This is a genomic window from Pseudomonas sp. LBUM1676, from assembly GCF_059695605.1.
The window spans coordinates 1835714-1857034 of record NZ_CP166777.1; the positions used below are offsets into that span (position 1 = coordinate 1835714).

Genomic DNA, 21321 nt, shown 5'->3' on the forward strand with positions numbered 1-21321 from the left:
CACAGTGGATCGGGGGTGTGTGGGGGGGGGTGTGGGCACGCCCCCCCCGGTTTGGCGGGTTAGGAGGCTATTAGTTGTCGTAGGACGTAGTGCAGGATGCCTCCGGATTTGAAGTATTCCACTTCGTTCAGGGTGTCGATTCGGCACAGGACTTCGATTTTTTCGCTGCGGCCGTTGGGGCGGGTGATGACCAGGGTGAGGTTCATGCGTGGGGTGAGTTCGACGCCGGTCAGGCCGAGGATGTCGAGGGTTTCTTTGCCGGTGAGGTTGAGGCTTTTGCGGTTCTGGTCGAGTTTGAATTGCAGGGGCAGTACGCCCATGCCGACCAGGTTGGAGCGGTGGATGCGTTCGAAGCTTTCGGCGATGACGGCTTTGACGCCGAGCAGGTTGGTGCCTTTGGCGGCCCAGTCGCGGCTGGAGCCGGTGCCGTATTCCTGGCCGGCTATGACCACCAGTGGGGTGCCGTTGGCCTGGTAGCGCATGGCGGCGTCGTAGATCGGGATTTTTTCGCCGGTCGGAATATAGATGGTGTTGCCGCCTTCTTCGCCGCCGAGCATTTCGTTGCGGATGCGGATGTTGGCGAAGGTGCCGCGCATCATCACTTCGTGGTTGCCGCGACGGGAGCCGTAAGAGTTGAAGTCCCGCGGTTCCACGCCTTTGTCGCGCAGGTATTGGCCGGCGGGGCTGTCGGTCTTGATGTTGCCGGCCGGGGAGATGTGGTCGGTGGTGACCGAGTCGCCGAGCAGGGCCAGGATGTTGGCGCCGGCGACGTCCTTGACCACCGGAGGCGGGCCGCCGATGTCGTCGAAGAATGGTGGGTGCTGGATGTAGGTCGAGTCGTCCTGCCAGACATAGGTCGCGGCTTGGGGCACTTCGATCGCCTGCCATTGCTCGTCGCCCGCGAAGACTTCGGCGTATTCCTTGTGGAACATGGCGGTGTTGACCTGATTCACGGCGTCGGCGATTTCCTTGCTGCTGGGCCAGATGTCGCGTAGGTAGACCAGGTTGCCGTCCTGGTCGGTGCCCAGGGGTTCGCTGCTGATGTCCATCCGCACGGTGCCGGCCAGCGCGTAGGCGACGACCAGGGGCGGGGAGGCCAGCCAGTTGGTTTTTACCAGCGGGTGCACGCGGCCTTCGAAGTTGCGGTTGCCAGAGAGCACCGAGGCGACGGTGAGGTCGGCTTTCTGGATGGCTTTTTCGATCGGCTCCGGCAAGGGGCCGGAGTTGCCGATGCAGGTGGTGCAGCCATAACCGACCAGGGCGAAGCCGAGTTCGTCGAGGTATTGGGTCAGGCCGGCGGCCTTGTAGTAGTCGGTGACCACTTTCGAGCCGGGCGCCAGTGAGCTTTTGACCCAGGGTTTGCGCTTGAGGCCTTTTTCCACGGCTTTTTTCGCCACCAGGCCGGCTGCCATCATCACGCTCGGGTTGGAGGTGTTGGTGCAGGAGGTGATGGCGGCGATGACCACGGCGCCGTTTTTCAGGCGATAGGTCTGGCCTTCGTAGTCGTAATCGGTTTCGCCGGCCAGGTCGGCGTTGCCCACCGCCACGCCACCGCCGCCTTCGCTTTCCAGGCGGCCTTCTTCTTTGCTGGTGGGTTTGAATTGCAGGTCGGTGAAGTCACTGAAGGCTTGCGCGACGTTGGGCAGGGAGACCCGGTCTTGTGGACGTTTCGGCCCGGCGAGGCTGGCTTCGACGCTGCCCATGTCCAGGGCCAGGCTGTCGGTGAAGATCGGTTCTTTGCCCGGCAGTCGCCACAGGCCTTGGGCCTTGCTGTAGGCCTCGACCAGTTTTACCGTGGCCAGCGGCCGGCCGGACAGGCGCAGGTAGTCGAGGGTGATGTCGTCCACCGGGAAGAAGCCGCAGGTGGCGCCGTATTCCGGGGCCATGTTGGCGATGGTCGCGCGGTCGGCCAGCGGCAGGTCGGCGAGGCCGTCTCCGTAGAATTCGACGAATTTGCCGACCACGCCTTTCTTGCGCAGCATCTGGGTGACGGTCAGCACCAGGTCGGTGGCGGTGATGCCTTCCTTGAGTTTGCCGGTGAGTTTGAAGCCGATCACTTCCGGGATCAGCATCGACACCGGTTGGCCGAGCATCGCCGCTTCCGCTTCGATCCCGCCGACGCCCCAGCCGAGTACGCCGAGGCCGTTGATCATGGTGGTGTGGGAGTCGGTGCCGACCAGGGTGTCGGGGAAGGCGTAGGTGCGGCCGTCCTCGTCCTTGGTCCAGACCGTGCGACCGAGGTATTCCAGGTTGACCTGGTGGCAGATGCCGGTGCCCGGTGGCACCACGCTGAAGTTGTCGAAGGCGCTCTGGCCCCAGCGCAGGAACGCATAACGTTCACCGTTGCGCTGCATTTCGATGTCGACGTTCTGTTCGAAAGCGCTGGCGCTGCCGAACTTGTCGACCATCACTGAGTGGTCGATCACCAGGTCCACCGGCGACAGCGGGTTGATGCGCTGCGGGTCGCCGCCGGCCTTGGCCATGGCGGCGCGCATGGCGGCCAGGTCGACCACGGCGGGCACGCCGGTGAAGTCTTGCATCAGGACCCGCGCCGGGCGGTACTGGATTTCGCGATCGCTGCGCCGCTCCTTGAGCCAGGCGGCAATCGCCCTGAGGTCGGCGCCGGTGACGGTTTTGTCGTCTTCCCAGCGCAGCAGGTTTTCCAGCAGGACTTTCAGCGACATGGGCAGCTGGTCCAGGTCGCCGAGGCTCTTGGCTGCGTCGGGGAGGCTGAAGTAGTGGTAGGTCTTGTCGTCGACTTGCAGGGTTTTAAGGGTGTTCAGGCTATCGAGGGACGGCATTGCGATCACTCCTTTGAGTCCGCACGGCTACGGACTGAGGGGACGGACAGAGCATTAAACCTAGCCCTGTTTTAAGTAGCTGGCTAATAACTGGACTCTATCGATAAGTCCAAGGTTCCGAACTCGGCTATCATGCGCCGGTTTTCGTGACAGGCTTTGCTTCAACGCAAGCCTGGGCATCGCGCAGTGGTTGAATGTTCGCCATCTGCCCAGGAGTAAGAATGAACACCCTCTTTATGCATTGCCGGCCGGGCTTCGAAAGCGAAGTCTGTTCCGAGATATCCGAACACGCCGCACGGCTGAACGTGGCCGGTTATGCCAAGGCCAAGACCGCCAGCGCCTGCGCCGAATTTATTTGCACCGAAGAAGACGGGGCCGAACGCTTGATGCGTGGGCAGCGTTTTGCCGATCTGATTTTTCCGCGGCAGTGGGCTCGGGGGATTTTTATTGATCTGCCGGAAACTGACCGGATCAGCGTGATTCTTGCGCACATGGCGGATTTTCCGCTGTGCGGTAGCTTGTGGTTGGAGATGGTCGACACCAATGATGGTAAGGAGCTGTCGAACTTCTGCAAGAAGTTTGAGGGGCATCTGCGCAAGGCGCTGATGGCGGCTGGCAAGTTGGTGGAAGATCCTGCTAAACCGCGGTTGCTGCTGACCTTTAAGAGCGGTCGCGAAGTGTTTATGGGGCTGGCCGAGTCGAACAACTCGGCGATGTGGCCGATGGGCATTCCGCGCCTGAAGTTTCCGCGTGAGGCGCCGAGCCGGTCGACCTTGAAGCTGGAGGAGGCCTGGCACCATTTTATTCCGCGTGATCAGTGGGATGAGCGTTTGCACAGTGATATGACGGGTGTCGACCTTGGTGCGGCGCCGGGTGGTTGGACTTGGCAGCTGGTTAACCGCGGGATGCTGGTGACGGCCATCGACAATGGTCCGATGGCGGAAAGCTTGATGGAGACCGGGCTGGTGCAGCATTTGATGGCTGACGGGTTTACTTTCAAGCCGCGGCAGCCGGTGGACTGGATGGTGTGCGATATCGTCGAGAAACCGGCACGGAATGCGGCGATGCTGGAGGAGTGGATTGGTGAGGGGCATTGCCGGGAGGCGGTGGTCAACCTGAAGTTGCCGATGAAGCAGCGGTATGCGGAAGTGAAGCGGTTGCTGGAGCGTATTGCGGACGGCTTCAAGGAGCGTGGGATTCGGGTTGAGATTGGGTGCAAGCAGCTTTATCACGATCGGGAAGAAGTGACGTGCCATTTGCGCCGGCTCGATGTGAAGAAGCCTAAATCCCGCTGATATACGTCGTGCCTTGATCCTGCGATCGACACAGCCCCCCTGTGGGAGCGAGCTTGCTCGCGAAAGCGGTGGGTCAGGCGACATCGATGTTGGATGTCAGTCCGCCTTCGCGAGCAGGCTCGCTCCCACATTGAAATGGCGTCGTGCCTTGATCCTGCGATCGACACAGCCCCCTGTAGGAGCGAGCTTGCTCGCGATGGACGTCAACGATGACGAGGGCTGCCTGAATGAACGTGGCGTTCTCACGTTTTTCGCGAGCAAGCTCGCTCCTACAGGGGGGCGGCGGTGTGATGGGATAGATGACCGAACACCCGGCAATGCGCGACAATGCCGGCAAGTTTCAGGAGTGAACCATGAGTGAAATGCTTGATACGCCGGTAGACGGCACCCTCGACGCCAGCGGCCTCAACTGTCCGGAGCCGGTGATGATGCTGCACCAGCACATCCGTGACCTGGTGCCCGGCGGGCTGTTGAAGGTGATCGCCACCGATCCGTCGACCCGTCGCGATATTCCCAAGTTCTGTGTGTTTCTTGACCATGAGCTGGTGGCGCAGCATGAAGCGGCAGGGACTTACCTTTACTGGATTCGCAAGAAGTCCGGTTAGAAGCTGGCCCTCTGTAGGAGCTGGCTTGTCGGATCGCCGCACCGCAGCGAAGGTCGTCAACGATTACGCGTATTTGTAGGTTAAACGCGTCGCTCTCAGGTTTTTCGCTGGCAAGCCAGCTCCTACAGGGGATCTGCGTGCACTGAGCGTCGACGGATCCGCAAGCAACTCGTTTAACCTGTCGAACGGCTGATGCGAATCTGTTTACGTGCGCTGCGCGTCAGGCGGATTGACAACATCAACGCTGCGCAACTCAGGCCGACGATCAAACCCTGCCACAGTCCGCTCGGGCCGCTTGGTGTGCCGAACCAGTCGGTCAGGCCCAGGGCGTAACCCACTGGCAAGCCGATGCCCCAGTAGGCGAACAGGGTCAGGATCATCGTCACCCGTGTGTCCTGATAACCACGCAACGCGCCGGCCGCGGTGACCTGGATCGCGTCGGAGAACTGGAACAACGCCGAGTACACGATCAGCATCGCCGCCACCTGGATCACCGTCGGGTCGGCGGTGTAGATGGTTGCGATGTGCTCGCGCAGCAACAGCATCATGCTCGCGGAAATGCACGCATACGCCAGCGCCGTGCCCATGCCGACCCCGGCGGCGAAGCGCGCTTCTCGGGGCTGCTGGCGACCGAGTGCCTGGCCGACGCGCACGGTCACGGCCATGCCGAGGGAGTAGGGGATCATGAACACCAGCGAGCTGAAGTTCAGCGCGATCTGGTGCCCGGCGACCACGGTTGCGCCGAGGCTGCCGATCAGCAGGGCGATCACGGCGAAGATGCTCGACTCGGCGAACACGGCGATGCCGATCGGCAAGCCGATGCTCAGCAGGCGTTTGATCACTGACCATTGTGGCCAGTCGAAGCGGCTGAACAGCTGACTCGACTGGTAGGCCGGCGCCCAGCGTTCCCAGCCAGCCATGCCCAGGGCCATGACCCACATGACGATCGCCGTGGCCCAGCCGCAACCGACGCCGCCCATGGCCGGAACCCCGAAGTGGCCATAGATGAACACGTAGTTGAGTGGAATGTTCAGCGCCAGCCCGCACAGGCCGAGGACCATGGCCGGGCGTGTGCGGCCCAGGCCGTCACTGAAGCAGCGCAGCACATGGTAGAGGGCGACGGCGGGCAGGCCGCTGGCGATGCCGTGCAGGTATTGCATGCACGGGCCGATCAGTTCCGGATCGACCTTCATCAGGTGCAGGATCGGCTCGGCGCTGAATAGCATGATGGTCGCCATCAAACCCACCACCAGGGCCAGCCACAGTGCCTGGCGCACGATCGGGCCGATTTCGCTGTGGTTGCCGGCGCCGTAACGCTGGGCGACTTTCGGCGTGGTGGCGAGCAGCGTGCCGGTCATCAGCAGGAACACCGGCACCCAGATCGAGTTGCCCAGCGCCACCGCCGCCAGATCCCGCGGCCCGACCCGCCCGGCCATCACCGCATCGACGAAGCCCATGGCGGTGGTGGCCAGCTGCGCGACCATGATCGGCAGGGCCAGCGCGAGCAGGTTTTTCAGCTCCAGGCGAACCCGGGCGGGGCGGGTGAGGGGGGTAGTGGCGGGGTGGTCGGTTGCGGAATTCAAGGGCGGAACGTCCAAAGGTTGGTGACGCGCGGGGCGGTGCATTCTACCTGTTGACGCATTGGTCAGGAAAAATCCTGTGTTGGGGATTTGTAATCGCCTTTGCGCGGCACTTGATCCCTGTGGGAGCGAGCTTGCTCGCGAAGGACGTCAACGATGACGAGGGCTACCTGAATGAACATGGCCTCCTGTAGGAGCAAGCTTGCTCGCGAAGGTCGTCAACGATGACGTTGGAAGCCTGACACACCGCGGCGCTCTCGGGTTTTTCGCGAGCAAGCTCGCTCCTACAGGGGGCGGGGTCTTTTCGTATAACGGTGAACAATGCCTGCTGGCCCACCACGGTCATCTCCGCCTACACTGCCGATCCGCCAAAGGAGCCTGCCATGCTGATTGTTGCCGACGAAAATATCCCGCTGCTCGATGCCTTCTTCGAAGGTTTCGGTGAAATCCGCCGGGTGCCGGGACGTTCCATCGACCGCGCCACTGTCGAGCAGGCCGATGTGCTGCTGGTGCGCTCGGTGACCAACGTTAATCGCGCGCTGCTCGAAGGCAGTAAGGTGCGTTTTGTCGGCACCTGCACCATTGGCACCGATCACTTGGACCTGGATTATTTTCAGCGGGCCGGCATCACCTGGTCCAGCGCGCCCGGCTGCAATGCCCGGGGCGTGGTCGACTACGTGCTGGGCAGTCTGCTGACCCTGGCCGAGATCGAAGGCGCCGACCTGACCCAGCGCACCTATGGGGTGGTGGGGGCTGGTGAGGTGGGTGGCCGGCTGGTCAAGGTTCTGCAGGGGCTGGGCTGGAACGTGCTGGTCTGTGATCCACCGAGGCAGGCGGCGCAAGGGGGCGATTACGTCAGCCTTGAGCAGATCATCGAGCAGTGCGATGTCATCAGCCTGCACACGCCGTTGAAGAAACATGGTGCGCAGTCGACCTGGCATCTGTTCGATAGAAACCGCTTGAATCAGCTCAAGCCCGGCACCTGGCTGATCAACGCCAGCCGCGGCCCGGTGGTGGATAACGCGGCGTTGCGCCAGGTGTTGTTGCAGCGTGAAGATTTGCAGGCGGTGCTGGACGTGTGGGAAGGCGAGCCCGAGGTCGATGTGGCGCTGGCGGAACTCTGCGTGCTGGCGACCCCGCACATTGCCGGGTACAGCCTGGATGGCAAGCAGCGCGGGACGGCGCAGATTTATCAGGCGTATTGCCAATTTCTCGGGCAGCCGGAGCAGGTCAGCTTGAGTGATCTGCTGCCGGCGCCGTGGTTGTCGCAGGTGACCCTGCATGCGCAAAGCGATCCGGCCTGGGCCTTGGCGATGGTGTGCCGGGGGGTGTACGACCCGCGCCGGGATGATGCGGATTTCCGCCGTAGCCTTGTGGGTAGCGTGAGTGAGCAGCGGGCGGCGTTTGATGGGTTGCGCAAGCATTATCCGTTGCGGCGGGAGATTGATGGGTTGAGGGTGCGGGTTGAGGGGGATTCGCCTGAGCTGCAGAAGATTGTGGCGGCGTTGGGGGCGGTGGCAGTTTAGAGACCGGATTGGCCCTTTCGCGAGCAAGCTCGCTCCCACAGTTGACTGGCGCTGCATTCAATTCTTGTGCTCGACGCAGCCCCCTGTGGGAGCGAGCCTGCTCGCGAAGGGGCCGGCACATTCAATAGATGGTCTGGTAGACAGACCGCTTTCGCCAGCAAGCCGGCTCCTACAGTTGATCGTTGTCGTACACCAAATCCGTGTTCACTGAAGATCTACTGTGGGAGCGAGCCTGCTCGCGAATAGCCGCACCACAATTTCCCGATCAGCACCCATAAAAAACCCGGCCACCTGGGCCGGGTCAAGAAGACGGTGGCTATATCAATCTTGTTTGGCAGGCGTGACCAATCGCTTTTCCAGTTCGCGGCAAGCGTCCTGGATCATGCCTTCAGTGATCGGTACTTCGCGCCCTTCTTCATCAATAATCGAGCAACCCAGAGACTGGTCTGGCTGTGTCCGGATCACTTCAATCTTGTCATCGCTGCTGTTTTGCAAGGACATGCCTGTCTCCTCATCAGGTTGTGTGCTTACCATAGAACCGCCAGGTGACCGGGCTGTGACAACTCCCTGCGATCTTTACTGGTGGCCATATCAGTCCACCAGAAATAGCGGCATGTTGCCACCCGAACTTTAGACCAATAGTGTCTAGGCGCTAGTCAGTGCGGTCATAATTAACCTGACTCATTATGATTCGCACAGTTCCCTGCTCATTTCAGCGGTGTAGGCTGCCCCATTGATTGCTTTATCGCGCACATGGATGGTCCTGATGCTCTCTGCACGTCAACGCCGCGCGTTTCGCCTGGCCAGCCGCTTTCTTGCGCCGTATCGCTGGCCGGCCCTCGGTGCCTTGCTCGCCTTGATCGTCACGGCCGGCATCACCTTGTCCATGGGGCAGGGCATTCGGCTGTTGGTGGATCAGGGGTTCATGACCCAGTCGCCGCACTTGCTCAATCAGTCCATCGGCTTGTTCCTGCTGCTGGTGCTCGGCCTGGCGATCGGCACGTTCACGCGGTTTTACCTGGTGTCGTGGATCGGCGAGCGCGCCGTTGCGGACATCCGCCGCCAGGTGTTCAACCACCTTATTTACCTGCACCCGGGCTTTTACGAAGACAACCGCAGCTCCGAGATCCAGTCGCGGCTGACGGCCGATACCACCTTGCTGCAATCGGTCATCGGCTCTTCGCTCTCGCTGTTCCTGCGCAATTTGCTGATGGTGATCGGCGGGATCGTCCTGCTGTTCATCACCAACCCCAAGCTCACCAGCATCGTGGTGATTGCCTTGCCCCTGGTGATCGCGCCGATTCTGATTTTCGGCCGCCGCGTGCGCAGCCTGTCGCGCCTGAGCCAGGACCGGATCGCCGATATCGGCAGCTACGTCTCGGAAACCCTGGGCCAGATCAAGACCGTGCAGGCCTACAACCATCAGGCGCAGGACGAGCAGCGGTTTGCCGTGACCGTGGAACAGGCCTTCGACACCGCGCGCAAACGCATCTTCCAGCGCGCCTGGCTGATTACCCTGGTGATCGTGCTGGTGCTGGGCGCGGTCGGGGTGATGCTCTGGGTCGGCGGCATGGATGTGATCGCCGGGCGGATCTCCGAGGGTGAGCTGGCCGCCTTTGTCTTTTACAGCCTGATCGTCGGCAGTGCGTTCGGCACCTTGAGCGAAGTGATCGGCGAATTGCAGCGCGCCGCCGGCGCCGCCGACCGGATTGCCGAGTTGTTGCGCTCGGAAAATATCATCCAGCCGCCGACCACAGGCCTGGTGACCTTGCCGGAGCGGGTCAGGGGCGACCTGGTGCTGCAGGACCTGCGTTTTTCCTACCCGTCGCGTCCGGAAAGTTACGCCGTCGATGGCTTGAACCTGACCATCAACGCCGGCGAAACCCTGGCGCTGGTCGGACCTTCCGGGGCTGGTAAGTCGACGGTGTATGACTTGCTGCTGCGTTTTTACGATCCCGCCGAAGGCCGCATCCTGCTCGACGGCATCCCCCTGACCCAACTCGATCCATTGGACTTGCGCCGCTGCTTTGCCCTGGTCTCGCAAAACCCGGCGCTGTTTTTCGGCAGCATCGAAGAGAACATCCGCTACGGCAACCCGACGGCGACCCTGGCCCAGGTCGAGGAAGCGGCCAAAATCGCCTACGCCCATGACTTTATCGTGGCCATGCCCAACGGTTACCAGACCCACCTCGGCGATGCCGGTCTGGGCCTGTCCGGCGGCCAGCGCCAACGCCTGGCCATCGCCCGGGCGCTGCTGGTCGATGCGCCGATCCTGCTGCTCGACGAAGCCACCAGCGCCCTCGATGCCCAGAGCGAACACCTGATCCAGCAGGCCCTGCCCAGCCTGATGAAAAATCGCACCACCCTGGTCATCGCCCACCGCCTGGCCACCGTGAAAAACGCCGACCGGATTGCGGTGATGGATCAGGGGAAGCTGGTGGCGGTGGGGACGCATCAAGAGTTGATCGCCAGCAATGCGCTGTATGCGCGGTTGGCGGCGTTGCAGTTTAGTGATGGGCATGAAACCGCGTGAATGACAGCTGCTGAACACTGCCTGGTTCGGGCATTATGTCGGCCTCAGTTGCGAGCCTGGATGAGGATATGAGCCGTTATCAACCACCGTTGACCCTGACCACCAGAATTCTGGCATTGATCGCCGAGATCAGTGAACTGATCGGTCAGCTATCGGCTGTGGATGATCGTCAGCAGACGCCTCAACTGCGTCGCGGCAATCGTATTCGTACGATTCAGGCTTCCTTGGCCATCGAGAACAACACTCTCAGTATCGAGCAGGTGACTGCCGTGCTCGCGGGGCGGCGAGTACTGGGGTTGCCTCGGGAAATCCAGGAAGTGCGCAATGCCTTTGCGGCCTATGAATCGGATGCCGGATTGGCAGCCAAGCAGTCGAACCGACTTGCTGCAGGCGCACAAACTGTTGATGCACGGTTTGATCGATGATTTTGGACAGTTCCGCAAAGCCGGTGTCGGTATTTACCGGGGCGAACAACTGGTTCATATGGCGCCACCGCCCAGTCGCGTTGCGCATTTGATAGATGATCTGATGGCCTGGCTGGGTGCTACTGATTGGCACCCGCTGATCATCAGTTGCGTCTTTCATTACGAGTTTGAGTTCATCCATCCGTTTGCCGACAGCAATGGACGCATGGGGCGTCTTTGGCAAACCTTGATCCTCAGTCAGTGGCGCCCGGTGTTGGCTTATTTGCCGGTCGAGGCAGTGATTCGCGAGCAGCAGGACGCTTATTACGCGGCATTGTCGGCAGCCGATCAGTTGGCTGAATCGACACCTTTTGTTGAGTTTATGTTGCAGACATTGAGTCTTGCGCTTAAGGAGGCGACTCAGAGCGAACCAGTGACCGACCTAGTAACCGACCTAGTAACCGACCCAGTAGGGAAGTTGCTTTCGGTGCTCCATGTTAGTGGCCCGCTTAAAATCAGCGACTTGATGGCTGAGCTCGGACTAGCTCATAAGGCGACCTTTCGGACGAACTATCTCAGACCTGCATTGGCTGCAGATTTGATCGAAATGACCAACCCCGATTCGCCTAACAGCCCGGCCCAACGATATCGCCTCACGGAACTTGGCAAACAAGCTGCGACACGATTCCGATCGGCGTAGGAGCTGGCGCAGGCTGCTCCTGCAGGAATTTGCGCCGGGCACAATATTCGTGCACGGCAGCGATCTCTGTGGGAGCGAGCTTGCTCGCGAAAAACCTGAGCACACCGCAGGGTGTCAGGCTTCCAGCGTCATCGTTGACGACCTTCGCGAGCAAGCTCGCTCCTACAGGGTTTTGGGTTGGGCACGGTAATTGTGCACGGCAGAGATTCCTGTGGGAGCGAGCTTGCTCGCGAAAAACCTGAGCACACCGCAGGGTGTCAGGCTTCGAGCGTCATCGTTGACGTCCTTCGCGAGCAAGCTCGCTCCTACAGTTTGGATTGCAGGCGGCCAACGGCACAACCGCCATCACCAATCACTGATCATCAAAATACCGCTCATGCCAATCCACCAACGGCTGTGGCGAGTTGAGTTTCTGCCCGTAGATCACCGAATACGACAGCACGTTCTGCACATACTGGCGGGTTTCGTCGAACGGGATACTTTCCACCCACACATCGAAACTCAGGTGATCGGCACCGCGCAGCCACTGGCGCACGCGGCCGGGGCCGGCGTTGTAGGCGGCGGAGGCGAGGACGCGGTTGCCGTTGAACTGGGCGTGGACCTGGCTCAGGTACGCGGCGCCGAGCTGGATGTTCTTGTCCGGATCGAACACCTGCTGGGGCGAAGCCAGCGGAATGCTGAACTTGCGTGCGGTTTCCTTGGCGGTGCCCGGCATCAACTGCATCAGGCCGCTGGCGCCGACGCTGGAGCGGGCGTCTTCCATGAAGGCGCTTTCCTGGCGGGTGATGGCGAACACCCAGCTCGAGTGCAGCCCACGGACCTTGGCTTCACGCACCAGGGTTTCGCGGTGGGCCATCGGGAAGCGGATGTTCAGGTCGTCCCAGTACTGCGCCTGGCTGATGGTGCGGATTGCCGGGAAATACCATTTCAGGTCATAGGCCAGTTTCGCCTGGGCGACCATTTCATCGCGGCTGAAGTGGCGGCTGACGTGGTACCACTCGCGACGACCGTCGACGATTTGCCCGCGGGCGTGGAATTCCAGTGCCCGCCGGATGCCTGGGGTGTTGCGCACCTTGTTGATCAGCGCCTGGCTGAGCACCAGCGGTTTGTTGTTGAGCGAGTAGGGCGACTGCGAGCGATCGGCGGCCAGGAAGCCATAAAAATCACGCTCGCGGGCCAGGCCCTTGTAGAGCGTCTGTGCTTCCGGGTTCTGCGGCTGCGCCAGTTCCAGGCTGCGCGCCTGCCAGTAGCGCCAGCGGTTGGTCGTCGCCAGGTCCTGCGGCAGGCGGCGGCTCAACTGGTAGGCATCGTCCCAGCGGGCCAGGCGCAACAGCAGGCGCATGCGCCATTCCGACACGGTGTTGTCGCGCAGCTCCGGGTCGTATTTAGTCATCATGTCCAGCGCGCGAGGGTCAAACCTCTTGGCCAGGGACAGGCCGATTTCCCGGGCGATCGCCACTTTTTCGTCACGGGAGAAATGCATGCTGCTGGCGTAGCCATCGAGCATCTGCATGGCCCGGTCAGGATCCTGCCGCGCCAGGCGGCGCAGTCCGAGGCTGACCACGTCGGACATCGGCTCATCGGCCGGAATGAAGCGTGACGGCGTGTTGAGCAGTTCGGGTTTCTGCGCCACTTCCACCAGCAGACGACCACGGGGGGCGAGGGTGGTCAGGCCGTTGACCAGGCTGTTGGCCAGCGGATAGTTGCGCGCCTGGGCCGCGAGCTTGGTGCGCTCCCAGCGGCGCTGTTCGGTCAGCTGGCCTTCGGCGGCCCAGATCCCGAACAGCGTGTCGCAGGCGGCCGGTTGCGATTTGCCGGTCAGCCAGAGTTTTTGCGCGTTGGCGTAACCTTCGGTCTTCTGGTTATGGGTGATCTGATACTGCGCGTTCAGGCAGTCCAGCTCGGTGAAGTTCATCTTCGGGTCGTAATACTTGACGAAGGTCGCCCAGTCGCCGCGTTCGGACAACCAGCGCAACCAGCGCAATTTCATCCAGTTGGCCTGGGGCAGGTCACCGTGTTCGGCGAGGAATTTCTCGATTTCGGCATTGCTCGCGTATTTCAGGCGCGCGGTCAGCTCGTCATACGCCAGGTACGGTTCCAGCGGATAATCGGCGAGGGCCTGGCTGTAGCGAAAATACGGGCCGCTGTCACCCTTGGCCAGGGCGCGCTTGGCTTCATCGTAATACTGGCGCTGGGTGGAAAGGTCCACGGCCTGGGCGGTTTGAACGGCAGTGGCAGTAAGAAGAAAACAGGACAAAAGACTAAAAAGGCGACTGCGCATGAGACGTCCGGGCAGAGAAATCATGACAAGCGCGGGCCAGGCCCGCGCTGAATTGTCTGTAGCTTAGCCTTTTGCCAGCAACGGGCGAAAGCTTTGCCGGCCTCTGAGCATCAACTCGCAACATTTGTCGTGCAGAGTGTTGCCAAGGTGAAATTGCCGGCCTTCTGAAGCCTCAAGTCAGGTAGAATGCGCGCCCGGTTTTTGGAGAAGCTCATGACCCTGCTCAAATTCAGCGATGTGTCCCTTGCTTTCGGCGCTATGCCGTTGTTGGACAAGGTGTCCTGGCAGATCGCCCGTGGTGAGCGGGTGTGCATCATCGGCCGCAATGGCACTGGCAAGTCCAGCATGATGAAGCTCGTCAAGGGCGACCAGAAGCCTGATGAGGGCTCCGTTTGGCGCGCGCCCGGCCTCAAGATTGGCGAATTGCCGCAAGAATTGCCGGTAGCCGACGAGCGGACCGTGTTCGACGTAGTGGCTGAAGGCCTGGACGGTGTCGGCGAGCTGCTCGCGCAGTATCACCACCTGAGCCAGAACATCGTCACCGACGCCGACCTGGACAAACTGATGCACGTCCAGCACGACCTCGAAGCCCGTGACGGCTGGCGTTTGCAGCAACTGGTCGACAGCACCTTGAGCCGTCTGCAGTTGCCGGCCGACAAAACCCTCGCCGAATTGTCCGGCGGCTGGCGTCGTCGCGTGCTGCTGGCCCAGGCCCTGGTGTCCGAGCCGGACCTGCTGCTGCTCGATGAACCGACCAACCACCTGGACATCGGTGCGATTGCCTGGCTTGAAGAAGCGCTGAAGGATTTCCAGGGCGCCGTGCTGTTCATCACGCACGACCGTTCCTTCCTGCAGAACCTGGCCACGCGCATCCTCGAACTGGATCGTGGCGGCCTGATCGACTGGAACGGCGACTACGCCAGCTTCCTGGTGCACAAGGAAGCGAGTCTGGCGGCTGAAGAGACCGCCAACGCGCTGTTCGACAAGAAGCTGGCCCAGGAAGAAGTCTGGATCCGCCAGGGCATCAAGGCGCGTCGCACCCGTAACGAAGGCCGCGTGCGCGCCCTCAAAGCTCTGCGCGTAGAACGCAGCGAGCGTCGTGAGCGCACCGGCAAGGCCAATATTCAGCTGGATACCGCTGACAAGTCCGGCAAGCAGGTGATGGTCCTCGAGAACGTGAGCTTCGCTCACCCGGGCGGCCCGTTCCTGATCAAGGATTTCTCGATGGTCCTGACGCGCGGCGACCGTATCGGTCTGCTCGGCGCCAACGGTACCGGCAAGACCACGCTGTTGAAACTGATGCTCAGCGGTCTGCAACCGACCAGCGGCACCGTGGAAGAGGGGACGCGCATCGACGTGGCCTACTTCGACCAGTTGCGCCATCAGCTGGACCTGGAAAAGACCGTGATCGACAACGTGGCCGAAGGTCGCGACTTCATCGATATCGATGGCCAGAGCCGCCACGTGCTGAGCTACCTCGGCGACTTCCTGTTCAGCCCGCAGCGTGCCCGCACGCCGGTCAAGGCGCTGTCCGGTGGTGAGCGTGCCCGGCTGTTGCTGGCGAAACTGTTCAGCAAGCCGGCGAACCTGCTGGTGCTCGACGAACCGACCAACGACCTCGACGTGGAAACCCTCGAGCTGCTGGAAGAGGTCTTGCTGACCTTCAACGGCACCGTGCTGATGGTCAGTCACGACCGGGCATTCCTCGACAACGTGGTCACCAGCACCCTGGTCTTCGAAGGTGAAGGCAAGGTTCGCGAGTACGTCGGTGGTTACCAGGACTGGCTGCGCCAGGGTGGCTCGCCGCGCCTGCTGGGCGTGACCGAGAGCAAGTCCGGCAAGGCTGACCTGACATCTGCGGTGGTTACCGCTGAACCGGCGCCAGTGGCTGCGGTAGAGGCTCCGGTGGCGAAGAAGAAGCTCAGCTACAAGGTGCAGCGTGAGCTGGAAGCCTTGCCGGGGCAGATCGAAGCCATGGAGCAGCAGATCGCTGCCGTTGAAGCGCAGATGGCGGATGCCGCGTTTTATCAGCGCCCGGCGGCCGAGACCGCTGCGGTGATAGCGCAGCTGGAGCAGTTGAATGCCGAACTCGACATCATGGTCGAGCGCTGGGCCGAGCTGGATGCCTGATTGAGCCTGCGATAAAAAAGCCCGGCGTTCAGTAATGAGCGCCGGGCTTTTCGTATGCAATGCGATCTAATGGTCTGCATGGATTCCTGTAGGAGCGAGCTTGCTCGCGATGAACCCGAGAACGCCACGGGGTGTCAGGCTTCCCGCGTTATCGTTGACGACCATCGCGAGCAAGCTCGCTCCTACAGGGGGGTTGTGTTGTCAGCTTTTGTTTTGCAGGCGTACCGCGAGCACGTCGCACGGCGCGCCGTGCAATACGTCATTGGCGGTGGAGCCCAGCAACAGCGCCAGGCCATGACGGCCGTGACTGCCGACCACGATCATGTCGCACCCTTGCTCCTTGGCCAGGTGGTGAATCTCCTGGCGTGGCTGGCCGTAGGTCAGGTGGCTGTATTCCTTGGAGAGTTCCGGGTACTTGATGATCAGTCGGTCCAGACGCTCCCGGGCCTGATCGAACTGCTGTTGTTGCAGTTGTGACAGGTCCATCGGCACATCACCGCCAAAGGCCATGGCCATCGGCTCGACGATGTGCACCAAGGAGAGCTTGGCGCCGTTGCCCACCGACAGCTCGCGGGCACGATGGATGACAGGGTCGCACTCTTCGGTCAGGTCTACAGCGACCAGAATGTGGTTGTAGGGCATGAGGTGCTCCTCCTGAGGATTGCAATAAGGGTAAGTATGGCTGGTTTCAAGCGCATTGTTTCCAAAGTGACTGAACGCGCTCATCAAGAATCGGGGCATGTAAAAACGGGAGTACAGATATGACGGTCTGGATAGTGGTGTCAATCCTGTTGGTGGTGCTGAGCCCTCTGGCATGGTTGCGGCCGTCCCGTGGACAGAGCGGGCGCATGGCCTTGCGCATGGAGGCGCGACGCATCGGTTTGGCCATGCAACTGGCGCCTCAGGACTGGCCGCACTGGCTCAGCCCAGAGCCGCCGAGCCCGTGCGCCCAGTACCATAGGCCTCGGCGTGGCAATCAGCCAGCGTGTTGGAGTTACTGGCAAAAATCCCCGGGGTTGTGGGTGAATCAGTGGCAGGAGGTGTGTGAGGACCGTGGGTTGCTCAATCATTTCGAAAAATTGCCGGGCAATGTTTACAAGATCGAGGCGGACAAGCAGATGATCACCCTGTACTGGGGCGAGAAGGGCGAAGCCGAGGTCCTGCAACAAATCGACGCCACCCTCAAAGCCCTGGCCTGAACCCGATCCCTGTAGGAGCGAGCTTGCTCGCGAAGGTCGTTAACGATGACGCTGAAAGCCTGACACCCCGCGGCGTTCTTGGGTTTTTCGCGAGCAAGCTCGCTCCTACAGGTGGGGCATCAACGATGACGCTGAAAGCCTGACACCCCCCGATCCCTGTAGGAGCGAGCTTGCTCGCGAAGGTCGTCAACGATGACGCTGGAAGCCTGATGCCCCGCAGCGTTCTCAGGTTTTTCGCGAGCAAGCTCGCTCCTACAGGGGGCGTTAACGATGACGCTGGGAGCCTGATGCCCTGCGGTGTTCTCGGGTTTTTCGCGAGCGAGCTCGCTCCTACAGGGAGGGGGGGCGCTTCTGGTGGTTTTGTGGGCAATAAAAAGCCCGACAATCATCATCGGGCGGAAGTTGGCCAGGCAGGCCGGAAATTCTTTGTCTCACTGATCCTGCGCCGGGTATTCACCCAACGCGTTGAAAAATCTTCGAATCCCCCGCCAGCGTAGCTCGTTAAACAGAGCCTGCCGCGAATTAGGGCGAATTTTCTAACAATTGATCTTATGAATGTTCGCACATGCATCCCGCGTGTTGCAGGTCTTCGCAGTACGAAATGACCGTAAAGTCGCGTTTCAACCAGCATTTTGGGCGATTGACAATTGTCGGAAATTCCGTGAAGGTGGCGTACCCAAATCAAACGGGCGTATGAATTGAGCGTTTGTATTACAGATCGCTCCTACAGAATCCCGACTATCGCGTTGGCGGGTGTGCCGGGTGGATGGGCGTAGCATTGACGATAACCGTCCTGCCAAGCCATTCGCCTGCGTCCGGCGTGTACTGTTCAGCTTCCATATCGTGGAGATCAGTTGATGATTTACGAAGGTAAAGCCATCACGGTTAAGGCTCTTGAAAGTGGCATCGTCGAATTGAATTTCGACCTCAAGGGTGAGTCCGTCAACAAGTTCAACCGTCTAACCCTGAACGAACTGCGTCAGGCCGTAGACACCATCAAGGCAGATAATTCGATCAAGGGTGTGATCGTCAGCAGTGGCAAGGACGTGTTCATCGTTGGCGCCGACATCACCGAATTTGTCGAGAACTTCAAGCTGCCGGATGCAGAGCTTGTGGCTGGCAACCTCGAAGCCAACAGGATTTTCAGCGATTTCGAAGACCTGAATGTCCCGACAGTCGCCGCGATCAACGGCATCGCCCTCGGTGGCGGCCTGGAAATGTGCCTGGCGGCGGATTACCGCGTCATGGCCAACACCGCCAAGATCGGTCTGCCGGAAGTCAAGCTGGGCATCTACCCGGGCTTCGGCGGTACGGTGCGCCTGCCGCGCATCATCGGTGCCGACAACGCCATCGAGTGGATTGCCGCCGGCAAGGAAAACCGTGCTGAAGACGCATTGAAAGTCGGTGCCGTCGACGCCGTGGTCGCTCCGGAGAAATTGCTCGAAGCGGCGCTGAACCTGGTCAAGGGCGCCATTTCCGGCGAGTTCGACTACAAGGCCAAGCGTCAGCCGAAGCTGGAAAAACTTAAGCTCAACGCCATCGAACAAATGATGTCGTTTGAAACCGCCAAGGGTTTTGTCGCCGGTCAAGCTGGCCCGAACTACCCGGCACCGGTCGAAGCGATCAAGACCATCCAGAAAGCCGCGAACTTCGGTCGTGACAAGGCACTGGAAGTCGAAGCTGCAGGTTTCGTCAAACTGGCCAAGACCTCTGCCGCGCAGAGCTTGATCGGTCTGTTCCTGAACGATCAGGAGCTGAAGAAAAAGGCCAAGGCCTACGACGAAATCGCCCGGGACGTGAAGCAGGCCGCCGTATTGGGCGCCGGCATCATGGGTGGCGGTATCGCCTATCAGTCGGCTTCAAAAGGCACGCCGATCCTGATGAAGGACATCAACGAGCACGGTATCGAGCAGGGCCTGGCGGAAGCCGCCAAGCTGCTGGTGAGCCGCGTTGACAAGGGTCGCATGACCGCCGCGAAAATGGCTGAAGTGCTTAACGGCATTCGTCCGACCCTGTCCTACGGTGATTTCGGTCACGTCGACCTGGTGGTCGAAGCGGTCGTCGAGAACCCCAAGGTCAAGCAAGCCGTGCTGGCTGAAGTCGAAGACCAGGTCAAAGAGGACACCATCCTCGCGTCCAACACCTCGACCATTTCCATCACCTTGCTGGCCAAGGCCCTCAAGCGTCCGGAAAACTTCGTCGGCATGCACTTCTTCAACCCGGTGCACATGATGCCGCTGGTGGAAGTGATCCGTGGCGAGAAGTCCAGTGAGCTGGCCGTTGCCACCACCGTGGCCTACGCCAAGAAAATGGGCAAGAACCCGATCGTCGTCAACGACTGCCCGGGCTTTTTGGTCAACCGCGTGCTGTTCCCGTACTTCGGCGGTTTCGCCAAGCTGGTCAGCGCCGGTGTCGACTTCGTGCGCATCGACAAGGTCATGGAAAAATTCGGCTGGCCAATGGGCCCGGCGTACCTGATGGACGTGGTCGGCATCGACACCGGCCACCACGGTCGCGACGTGATGGCTGAAGGCTTCCCGGACCGCATGAAAGACGACCGTCGCTCGGCCGTCGACGTGCTCTACGAAGCCAAGCGCCTGGGCCAGAAGAACGGCAAGGGTTTCTACGCCTACGAGATCGACAAGAACGGCAAGCAGAAGAAAGTCGCCGATCCGTCGGTGGCCGAAGTGCTCAAGCCGATCGTGTTCGAACAGCGTGAAGTCACTGACGAAGACATCATCAACTGGATGATGATCCCGCTGTGCCTGGAAACCGTGCGTTGCCTGGAAGACGGCATCGTCGAAACCGCTGCCGAAGCCGACATGGGCCTGGTCTACGGCATTGGTTTCCCTCCATTCCGTGGCGGCGCGCTGCGTTACATCGATTCGATCGGTGTGGCCGAGTTCGTTGCCCTGGCTGACCAGTACGCTGATTTGGGCGCGCTGTACCACCCGACCGCGAAGCTGCGTGAAATGGCCAAGAACGGCCAGAGCTTCTTCGGTTAAGCGCCCCCAACTAGAGTGAGAGTGACTATATGAGCTTGAATCCTAGAGACGTCGTGATTGTCGACTTCGGTCGTACGCCGATGGGCCGCTCCAAGGGCGGCATGCACCGCAACACCCGCGCCGAAGACATGTCGGCGCACCTGATCAGCAAATTGCTGGAACGCAACGTCAAGGTCGACCCTAACGAAGTCGAGGACGTGATCTGGGGCTGTGTGAACCAGACCCTGGAGCAGGGCTGGAACATCGCCCGCATGGCGTCCCTGATGACGCAGATCCCGCACACCGCTGCCGGCCAGACCGTCAGCCGCCTGTGTGGCTCGTCGATGAGCGCACTGCACACCGCGGCGCAAGCGATCATGACCGGCAACGGTGACGTGTTCGTGGTGGGCGGCGTCGAGCATATGGGCCACGTGAGCATGATGCACGGTGTCGATCCGAACCCGCACATGTCGCTGTACGCGGCGAAAGCCTCGGGCATGATGGGCCTGACCGCGGAAATGCTCGGCAAGATGCACGGCATTACTCGCGAGCAGCAGGATGCTTTCGGACTGCGCTCCCACCAGCTCGCTCACAAGGCGACCCTGGAAGGCAAGTTCAAGGACGAAATCATCCCGATGCAGGGCTACGACGAGAACGGTTTCCTGAAACTGTTCGACTACGACGAAACCATTCGTCCGGAAACCACCCTGGAAAGCCTGGCAGCTCTGAAGCCAGCGTTTAACCCCAAGGGCGGCACCGTGACGGCCGGTACTTCGTCGCAGATCACTGATGGTGCCTCGTGCATGATCGTGATGTCGGCGCAGCGGGCCCAGGACCTGGGCATCCAGCCACTGGCGGTTATCCGCTCGATGGCGGTGGCCGGTGTGGACCCGGCAATCATGGGCTATGGTCCAGTACCGGCGACGCAGAAAGCACTGAAGCGCGCAGGCCTCGGGATCAACGATATCGACTTCTTCGAGCTCAACGAAGCGTTCGCCGCACAGGCCTTGCCGGTGCTGAAAGATCTTAAAGTGCTCGACAAGATGAACGAGAAGGTTAACCTGCACGGCGGCGCGATCGCTCTGGGTCATCCGTTTGGTTGCTCCGGTGCGCGTATCTCCGGCACCTTGCTGAACGTGATGAAGCAGAATGGCGGCACCTTCGGGGTAGCCACCATGTGCATTGGTCTCGGCCAAGGCATCTCCACCGTCTTCGAACGCGTTTAAGCGTTTCGTTGAAGGAAGCCGGGGCCAAGTGCCCCGGTTTTTGTTTTTCCGGATTTA

Annotated in this window: 13 protein-coding genes and 1 pseudogene; 9 read left to right on the top strand and 5 right to left on the bottom strand. The window is 60.9% G+C overall.

Annotated elements, in window-relative coordinates:
• Nucleotides 1–59: 59 nt before the first annotated feature.
• Nucleotides 60–2801, bottom strand: a complete 2742-nt coding sequence (gene acnA / locus ACA041_RS08580) for an aconitate hydratase AcnA (protein WP_497440721.1) — start codon at nt 2799–2801, stop codon at nt 60–62.
• A 221-nt stretch (nt 2802–3022) separates the two neighbouring features.
• On the opposite strand from acnA, the gene rlmM reads away from it, so the two are divergent.
• Nucleotides 3023–4096, top strand: a complete 1074-nt coding sequence (rlmM, locus tag ACA041_RS08585) for a 23S rRNA (cytidine(2498)-2'-O)-methyltransferase RlmM (RefSeq protein WP_497440722.1) — start codon at nt 3023–3025, stop codon at nt 4094–4096.
• Between the two features lie 353 nt (nt 4097–4449).
• The gene (gene tusA, locus ACA041_RS08590; protein WP_497440723.1) at nt 4450–4701 is read left to right on the top strand and encodes a sulfurtransferase TusA; all 252 of its coding nucleotides are present in this window, start codon (nt 4450–4452) and stop codon (nt 4699–4701) included.
• A gap of 173 nt (nt 4702–4874) precedes the next feature.
• Here the strand turns inward: tusA and ACA041_RS08595 are convergent, their stop codons facing one another.
• Nucleotides 4875–6284: an MATE family efflux transporter gene (locus ACA041_RS08595; protein ID WP_497440724.1), complete on the bottom strand. Its 1410-nt coding sequence runs from the start codon at nt 6282–6284 to the stop codon at nt 4875–4877.
• 380 nt (nt 6285–6664) lie between these two features.
• On the opposite strand from ACA041_RS08595, the gene pdxB reads away from it, so the two are divergent.
• The gene (gene pdxB, locus ACA041_RS08600; RefSeq protein WP_497440725.1) at nt 6665–7807 is read left to right on the top strand and encodes a 4-phosphoerythronate dehydrogenase PdxB; all 1143 of its coding nucleotides are present in this window, start codon (nt 6665–6667) and stop codon (nt 7805–7807) included.
• Between the two features lie 321 nt (nt 7808–8128).
• Here pdxB and ACA041_RS08605 read toward each other — a convergent pair whose 3' ends face one another.
• A complete protein-coding gene (locus ACA041_RS08605; protein WP_128870873.1) occupies nt 8129–8308 on the bottom strand; it encodes a PA1571 family protein in 180 nt (59 codons plus the stop codon).
• Nucleotides 8309–8564: 256 nt separating this feature from the next.
• Here ACA041_RS08605 and ACA041_RS08610 point away from each other — a divergent pair, with 256 nt between their 5' ends.
• Both ACA041_RS08610 and ACA041_RS08615 read left to right on the top strand, forming a co-directional pair.
• The gene (locus ACA041_RS08610) at nt 8565–10340 is read left to right on the top strand and encodes an ABC transporter transmembrane domain-containing protein (RefSeq protein ID WP_497440726.1); all 1776 of its coding nucleotides are present in this window, start codon (nt 8565–8567) and stop codon (nt 10338–10340) included.
• A 68-nt stretch (nt 10341–10408) separates the two neighbouring features.
• A pseudogene (locus ACA041_RS08615) lies at nt 10409–11444 on the top strand (Fic family protein).
• A gap of 352 nt (nt 11445–11796) precedes the next feature.
• Here the strand turns inward: ACA041_RS08615 and ACA041_RS08620 are convergent.
• Nucleotides 11797–13725, bottom strand: a complete 1929-nt coding sequence (locus ACA041_RS08620; RefSeq protein WP_497440727.1) for a transglycosylase SLT domain-containing protein — start codon at nt 13723–13725, stop codon at nt 11797–11799.
• 213 nt (nt 13726–13938) lie between these two features.
• On the opposite strand from ACA041_RS08620, the gene ACA041_RS08625 reads away from it, so the two are divergent.
• The gene (locus ACA041_RS08625; RefSeq protein WP_497440728.1) at nt 13939–15855 is read left to right on the top strand and encodes an ATP-binding cassette domain-containing protein; all 1917 of its coding nucleotides are present in this window, start codon (nt 13939–13941) and stop codon (nt 15853–15855) included.
• 201 nt (nt 15856–16056) lie between these two features.
• Here the strand turns inward: ACA041_RS08625 and ACA041_RS08630 are convergent, their stop codons facing one another.
• Entirely contained in the window at nt 16057–16497 is a 441-nt protein-coding gene (locus tag ACA041_RS08630) for a universal stress protein (protein WP_497440729.1), read from the bottom strand.
• A 119-nt stretch (nt 16498–16616) separates the two neighbouring features.
• Here ACA041_RS08630 and ACA041_RS08635 point away from each other — a divergent pair, with 119 nt between their 5' ends.
• From ACA041_RS08635 to fadA, 3 genes are all read left to right on the top strand, one after another.
• Nucleotides 16617–17054, top strand: coding sequence for a hypothetical protein (locus ACA041_RS08635; RefSeq protein WP_497440730.1), 438 nt, complete (start codon nt 16617–16619; stop codon nt 17052–17054).
• Nucleotides 17055–17911: 857 nt separating this feature from the next.
• Nucleotides 17912–20059 carry a fatty acid oxidation complex subunit alpha FadB gene (gene fadB / locus ACA041_RS08640; RefSeq protein WP_497440731.1) on the top strand — a complete coding sequence of 716 codons (2148 nt, stop codon included), beginning with the start codon at nt 17912–17914 and terminating at the stop codon, nt 20057–20059.
• Between the two features lie 29 nt (nt 20060–20088).
• Nucleotides 20089–21264 carry an acetyl-CoA C-acyltransferase FadA gene (fadA, locus tag ACA041_RS08645; RefSeq protein ID WP_497440732.1) on the top strand — a complete coding sequence of 392 codons (1176 nt, stop codon included), beginning with the start codon at nt 20089–20091 and terminating at the stop codon, nt 21262–21264.
• Nucleotides 21265–21321: the final 57 nt, after the last annotated feature.